The sequence below is a fragment of the Pseudomonas sp. SDO5532_S415 genome (assembly GCF_054071155.1).
Genome location: NZ_JBSVWS010000048.1, coordinates 24,926 through 32,021 on the forward strand (window position 1 = coordinate 24,926; position 7,096 = coordinate 32,021).

General features: G+C 60.8%; 5 protein-coding genes and 2 pseudogenes. 5 read left to right on the top strand and 2 right to left on the bottom strand.

Annotation, left to right across the window (positions count from 1 at the left end):
- The first annotated feature begins 52 nt into the window (after window positions 1-52).
- Window positions 53-1,123 (top strand): GGDEF domain-containing protein, encoded by a 1,071-nt coding sequence (locus ACW9HW_RS13705; protein ID WP_256590164.1) that lies wholly within the window; start codon window positions 53-55, stop codon window positions 1,121-1,123.
- Window positions 1,124-1,234: 111 nt separating this feature from the next.
- Here the strand turns inward: ACW9HW_RS13705 and ACW9HW_RS13710 are convergent, their stop codons facing one another.
- Window positions 1,235-2,800, bottom strand: a complete 1,566-nt coding sequence (locus tag ACW9HW_RS13710) for an aldehyde dehydrogenase (NADP(+)) (protein WP_095193650.1) — start codon at window positions 2,798-2,800, stop codon at window positions 1,235-1,237.
- A gap of 8 nt (window positions 2,801-2,808) precedes the next feature.
- Complete coding sequence (locus ACW9HW_RS13715; protein WP_457400321.1) at window positions 2,809-3,432, bottom strand: isochorismatase family cysteine hydrolase; 624 nt, start codon at window positions 3,430-3,432, stop codon at window positions 2,809-2,811.
- A gap of 99 nt (window positions 3,433-3,531) precedes the next feature.
- Here ACW9HW_RS13715 and ACW9HW_RS13720 point away from each other — a divergent pair, with 99 nt between their 5' ends.
- The 4 genes and pseudogenes from ACW9HW_RS13720 to ACW9HW_RS13735 all read left to right on the top strand — a co-directional run.
- Entirely contained in the window at window positions 3,532-4,071 is a 540-nt protein-coding gene (locus ACW9HW_RS13720) for a winged helix-turn-helix transcriptional regulator (protein ID WP_095193652.1), read from the top strand.
- 240 nt (window positions 4,072-4,311) lie between these two features.
- Entirely contained in the window at window positions 4,312-4,650 is a 339-nt protein-coding gene (locus ACW9HW_RS13725; protein WP_095193654.1) for a hypothetical protein, read from the top strand.
- A gap of 589 nt (window positions 4,651-5,239) precedes the next feature.
- Window positions 5,240-6,094: pseudogene (locus ACW9HW_RS13730) on the top strand (PDC sensor domain-containing protein); the annotation flags it as partial.
- Between the two features lie 324 nt (window positions 6,095-6,418).
- Window positions 6,419-6,955 (top strand): annotated as a pseudogene (locus tag ACW9HW_RS13735) (methyl-accepting chemotaxis protein); the annotation flags it as partial.
- Between the last annotated feature and the right edge of the window lie 141 nt (window positions 6,956-7,096).

Genomic DNA, 7,096 nt, shown 5'->3' on the forward strand with positions numbered 1-7,096 from the left:
GTATGCTCAGCGCGCTGCTTTAATGCCAATGATTAACAACCACAGTGATGTTATGAGCCAATCTGAATCGCGTGCGAATGTTCTAGCGCTTTATCCGGAAGACTCCCGCGAGGCGGCGGCGCTGCTCAAGCAAGCCGTTCCCCTGATGGTTCGCCACAATATCCCGCCCAATCCGGTGCATTACGCGCTGTGGTACACCTACAGCAAAGGCCAGGAACCGGAACTCAATCGCCATCTGGACCGGGTCGTCAGAGACTTCGACGGTTGCCCGCCGGAGTCCGCGACCCGGTTGTTTCGCGAGTACATCATCCGTGACGAGCTGGAAGATGCCCGCGCGGAGCAGCAACAGGTCATCACGCTGGTCGATGGCATGGAGCGCGATGTGTCGCGCAGCGTCAGGGGCAGTGTCAATTTCCAGAATCGACTCGGGGAGTGCCTGGAGATGCTTGAGGAACCGGTCAGCGATCGCTTGCCGGGCATCTTGAACGAACTGCAGCAGAGCACCCGGCTGATGCAGCGTCAGCAGGAGCAGTTCCTTTCCCAACTGCACTCGGCGCAAAACGAGATCAAGACGTTGCGCGACAAACTCGAGCGTGCGCAACAAGCGGCGACGCTGGATGGCTTGACCGAGCTGCTGAACCGGACGGCATTCACCCGCATGCTGGAGCAGGCGTTGGCCAGGGGCACCGCACGTGTGGCGCTGGTGATGCTGGACATCGATCACTTCAAGCAATTCAACGATCAATACGGCCACCCGTTGGGCGACCGGGTATTGCAGCATGTCGGTCAGGTGTTGCGCGGTGCGCTGGCGCCCAACGCCTTTGCCGCGCGTTACGGCGGCGAAGAGTTCTGCGTGGTGCTCGAAGACTGCGCTGATCTTGACCACGCCTGTGCCTTCGCCGAGCTGTTGCGCCTGAAGGTCCAGTCGTTGCGGATCAAGGCGCGGGGCACCGACACCGTACTGGACACCATCACTGCGTCCTTCGGCGTGGCCTTCGTGCGACCCGGCGACAACCTGGAAAGCCTGCTGACCCGTGCTGATGACGGGTTGTACCAGGCCAAGCGTGATGGGCGGAACCGGGTGTGTGCCATGCAGAACACCCCGGCAACCGCGTTCTCCTGACCTGACCCGATTACCTGTGGGAGCGAGCCTGCTCGCGAAAGCGGCCTGGCATCCGCCATCGTTGGTGACTGATACGACCCCTTCGCGAGCAGGCTCGCTCCCACATATCGGTTACTGACCCTCCACGCTACGCGGCAATCCCAGGGGATTGAGCTCACGCAGTGCTTGCGGCAGCAACGCATCCGGGAAGCCCTGGTACGTCACCGGGCGCAGGAAGCGTTCGATGGAGGTCATGCCCACCGAGGTGAAGCGGCTGTCCGACGAAGCCGGGAACGGTCCGCCATGGATAGTCGCGAAAGAAACCTCCTGTGGATGGGCGAAGGCGTTGACCACGATCCGTCCGGTGCGCCGCTCCAGCACCGGCAACAAGCGCCGGGCCAGTTCCATGTCTCCTTCCTCCAGATGCAGCGTCGCGCTGAGCTGACCGCGAAGCGAGCGGGCGACCGCAAACATCTCGGCTTCATCCTTGACCTTCACCAGCAATGCCGCCGGCCCGAAGACTTCATGGGCCAATGCTTTCTCGGCCAGGAAACGCTGGCCGTCGACTTCAAGCAATGCTGATCGCCCATCAAGGTCGGCATGGGCCACCGAGCCGATGGCAACCAGGGTTGCACCGGCGCTTTGCAACTGGTCGAGGCCACTGAGGTAAGCCCCGTGAATCCCGGGCGTCAGCATCGGCCGCGCCGGTGCATCGGTCACCCGCTTGACCATGGCGGTGCGCAATGCCTCGAAGCCCGGGCCTTCGACCGCGATCAGGATCGCCGGCTTGAGGCAGGCCTGGCCAACATTGACCAGCATGCGCTCGACAAAGCCGTCACCGATCTGCGCGCCTCGTGCGGCGAGTGCCTGAGGCAGGATGAACGTCGGGTTGACGCTGGTCATCTCGGTAAACACCGGGATCGGGTCAGGGCGCAGTTGCGCGCGGCGATAAAGCGCCATGCCGCCCTGTTCGGAACCGGTGAAGGTCACGGACTTGATCAACGGATGGTCGACCAGGGCTTCGCCAATGGCGTTGCCGCCGCCACGCACCATCGAGAACACGCCTTCCGGCAAGCCGCTTTCCTGCACGGCCTTGAGGATGGCGCGGGCCTGGATTTCCGAGGAACCCGGGTGAGCGTTATGGGCCTTGACGATGACCGTTGCGCCCGCTGCCAGTGCCGAGGCGGTATCGCCCCCGGCCACCGAGTAGCTGATGGGGAAGTTGCTCGCCCCGAAAACGGCCACCGGGCCAATGGCGATTTTCTGCAGGCGGTGATCCATGCGCGGGCGTGGCTGGCGATCGGGCTGGGCGGGATCGATGGCCAGATGCAGAAAACGTCCTTTGCGAACGACATCGGCGAACTGACGGAACTGGGTGGCGGCCCTGGCGACTTCGCCCAAAAACTGGGCCTCGGGCAAACCGGTTTCCAGCGCCGTGCGTGCCGCCAGTTCCTGGCTCACGGCCTCGAGATTGTCGGCGATGCGCTCAAGGAACGCCGAACGCTCGGCGAGCGAGGTATGGCTGTAATGGTCGAATGCCTCGTCGGCAAGGTACGCCGCCAGGTCGACATCGGCGATGCCGCCGAAGGCGAAATCCGGTTCGATACACTGGTTGGAGGCGGGGTTGAGCGCCTTCATGGTGCCTTCGCTGGCAGGGACTTCACGGTTGCCGATCAGGAGGTTTCCAGTCAATTTCATGTTTGAACTCACTGCTTCAGGGTGGCGATGAGTTGCTCGCTCGTCACAATCGAATGGGCGAAAGTAGGACCGTTCAACTCATGGGCGGCGTGCATCATTTCCGGCTTGAACGCGGCGGTGGCGTCGCCCACCAGGGTGACGTGATAGCCCAGTTCCTGGGCGTAACGGGCGGTGGCTTCGATGCAGGTATTGGCCAGCAGACCGACGATGATCACGTGGGTGATGCCTTTTTGCTTGAGGCGAAAATCCAGGTCGGTGTTGGCAAAACCGCTCGAGCCCCAATGCTCCGAGGCGATGATGTCGCCTTCCTTCGGTGCGAAATCGGGGTGCCATTCGCCACCCCATTCGCCACGGGCGAAGTGGTGCATGTGTTGGATCTTGCATTGGGAAGGACTTGGGTGATCCCAGTTTTCGTAGTCGCCTTTTTCCCAGCGACGGTGCGGTACGATGACCACCTGAATGTCCAGGGCGCGAACAGTCCGGTCCAGGGCTCGCAGGTTATCGAGCAGGTCGACCTGCTCTGCGATCGGCTTGATCAAGGGAAAGACCCGGCCACCTTCGGACAGGAAATCGTTGTAGGGATCGACCAGCAGGTAGGCGGTGCGATCCAGCGGGTAGGCAGCGTTCGACATGACGAATTCTCCAGAGAGGTTGGCTGACCTGTGCCAAGGGCTTGCCCCGGCATGGTGTAGATATGATAATCATAGTTACTGTGAAAGAGGCAAGCCTGCATGGCCGTAAAAAAGAGTAGTCCTGAAACTTTGTGCCCGATTGCACGGGCCGAGGACATCGTCGGAGATCGATGGACGGTGTTGGTGTTGCGCGAGTTGTTCATGCGCAACCATCGATACGACGAGATCCAGGCGCAGACCGGAGGTACGCCGCAGATGGTCGCTGCGCGCTTGAAAAGTCTGGAGTCGGACGGGATGGTCGAGCGTCGCCCCTACAATGAACGGCCGCTGCGTTACGAATATCACCTGAGCGCCAAGGGCGAGGCGTTTTACTCGGTGGTGCTGGCCCTGCGTGCCTGGGGAGAAACCTGGTGCAAATCAGAGAATGAAGAGTTGGCGGTGCGTTATACCCACCGCCGCTGTGGTCATCTCGCCGGTTTGGGGCCGCTTTGCGAGCATTGTGGAGAGTTGCTACGCCGTGAAGAACTGATCAGCGAGCCTTCGGCGGCCTATGTCCAGGAGCGACAGGCACGGCGTGAAGCGTTCAAGGGGCATCGTGGGGCGGAGTCTGTGGCTGCAGGTGAAAAACTCGCGAATTAACGATCGAACGCGTTCCCCCTGTGGGAGCGAGCCTGCTCGCGAAGGACGCCAACGATAACGCGTCCAGCCTGAATGATCGCGGTGTCCTGTGGTTTTTCGCGAGCAGGCTCGCTCCCACAGAGAGGAAGGTATCAACTATTCGTTCGAATAATAGTGACCATCACCCATCACAAGTTCTGTTGTCTGCGACAAACAAGGAAAATCGCGCCTACCTAAAACGCTTCTCCAGGAATTGGCGCGATGAACATGATTTCCCGACTGGCTATTGCCGCCTCCTTGCTGTTGTCGGGCTGTGCTTCTACCCCTAACGACCCGACCCTGACCTTGCAGACGAAAAAGGCGCCTGCGGATTACGCGCAATGCGTGTTGCCGAAACTGCAGGAAGATTCGCTGCACGCGACGGTCTCGGAAACCCAGCGCAGCTATCGCATTGTAGTGGCGAGCAAGGTCACGGCGAACGATGTGCTCGAGGCTTACAAAACGTCAGAGGGCGGCAAGGTGTACTTGTACGAACGCGCGCTGCTGGCATCGACGTTCGGGGCTTCCTCACTGGAGCGTGCTGCGCAGGCATGCCTTTGAGAGCGACAATAAACCTGTGGCGAGGGAGCTTGCTCCCGTTGGGCGCGAAGCGACCTGAAAAACGGGTCTGCTGCGCAGTCCTGCGGGAGCAAGCTCCCTCGCCACAAGGGCCGTGTCAGAAGTGTCTACGCAGCGTTTGATACCCCATTTTCTCCAGCCATTTTCTTGATTGAACACCTGTTCATTTCGGTTGCATCGAGGCCCTGCCCATCGATATAGTGGCAAAATAATATCAACTATAAATCACTTGCCAGCAGGGCGGCTGCACTCACATTTTTGCGCGGGCTGTGCTGGCTGACGTATCGCTCATTCGAGAATGCTCATGCCTAATCGCTCACTGCACTTCAAGCTGTTCTGGACAGCGCTGACTGGAACTGTCGTCGTCATGGCGCTGCTGCTGGGTTCCATCGCCTACATCGCCTATGGCTCCTCCGTCAAAGAAACCTTTGCGCTGGTCGATACCATCGTCAAGGCCAATGCCAAGGAAGTAGAAGTCGAACTCGGTACCGGTTACACCGTGGCCGAATCCCTGGCCAGTGTCGCCACGGCGATGCAGCAACAGCAGGTCGATCGCAAGACCGCCGATGCCATGACCCGCCAGCTGTTCGAAGCCAATTCCAAGCTGCTGGGCCTTGGGCAGTACTGGGAGCCAAACGCATTCGATGGCAAGGACAGTGAGTTCGTCAACCAGCCCAATCATGACGCCACGGGCCGTTATCTGACCTACTGGAACCGTGCCAGTGGCACAGTGAAGTCCGAGGCGTTGAGCGGTTACATCCCGGAAAATGCCGACAACCAGTATTACTACCGGCCACTGCATACACGCCAGCCATGGGCGTCCGAACCCTATGTCTACAGCATTGGCAGTGGTCAGCAGATCATGCTGGTGTCGATCATGGTGCCGCTGTTGCAGGGTGGCAAGGCGGTGGGCGTGGCAGGGGTCGATATCCCGCTGGAAAGCATCAACCGTCAGCTCTCGACCATCGATGCCTACAAAGGCTACGGCGCGCTGGTTTCCAGCGACGGCCTGTACGCCAGTCATCCTGATGCCAAGCGCCTGAGCCAGCCGGCCGATGAATTGCCGGCCGCCGCCAAGGATGCGATCAAGGCGGGCAAGCCCTACAGTTTCGAACACGATGGCTGGGGCTATGTGCTGCAACCGGTGCGTATCGGCAAGGCGCCGAACAACTGGGCGTTGATGGTGGCTTACCCGCTGGCCGAGGCCATGGCGGGCATCAATCATTTCCTCTATACCGCCGTGGTCATCGGCCTGGTGGCGTTGCTGGTGTTGGCCATTGTGCTGTGGCACCTGCTGGCGTGGCAGATTCGTCCACTGTCGGGGCTGACGGTCGGCATTCAGGCCTGGGGTGGCGAGTTGGGGCTGCGTTTCGAACAACGCAGTGGCGATGAAACCGGCAAGTTGGCCGGCGCGTTCAACCAATTCATCCAGCGCCTGGGCGATCTGGTGGGTTCGATTCGCCACAGCAGCACGGCACTGATGCAGATCTCCAATCACCTGGGCGATACCACTCAGGCCGTGGCCGAACGGGCGACTTCACAGCACACCGCCACCGAAGAGATGGCCAGCGGCGTCACCGCGCTGGCGCATTCGGTGACCGAGATGTCCCAGCAGGCTGAAGACGTGGAGCAACTGGCGCGCAACACCGAGGTGCTGACCACCAACATTTCCACCGACATGAGCCAGACCCTGGCCGGCATCACGCACATCGACCAGACCATGGACGTGGTTGCCGGCGCGGTGGGCGACCTGGAAAAACGCTCGCAGCAGATAGCAGGGATCATCGCGGTGATTCGCAGCATCGCCGACCAGACCAATCTGTTGGCCCTCAACGCGGCCATCGAAGCGGCGCGGGCAGGGGAGCAGGGGCGTGGTTTTGCCGTGGTGGCCGATGAAGTCCGGCAACTGGCCGAACGCACCAGTCGCTCGACCGGTGAAATCGGCGAGATGATCGGCGCCATCGGTTCGGACGTGCGCAACACCGTGGCCAACGTCCAGCAGGTCGGCGAAGCGGTGCGTCAGGGCGTGGTGCAACTGACCACTTCGGCCCAAGGTGTGGATCAGATCCGCCAGCATGCCCAGGATATCCTGACGCGCATCAGCGAAGTGGCGCGTCAGACCCAAAGCCAGGCGGCCACCGGTGAGCAACTGTCTGTGGCGATCCAGGGCGTCAGCCGCATCTCCGAACAGAACGATCATGCGATCCGTAGCCTGCTCGAGCAATCGGTGCGACTGCGCGATCAGGCCGGCTCGCTGAGCCAGCAACTGACGCAATTCAGGGATTGAAACTGATTTTCCCTTTGGGGAGCCAGCCTGCTCGCAAGGTGTCGGCACATTCAGTATTTGATGTGACTGACACACCGCCTTCGCGAGCAGGCTCGCTCCCACACTTGATCTTCAGTGCACACAAAAACCAGATACGGCGGA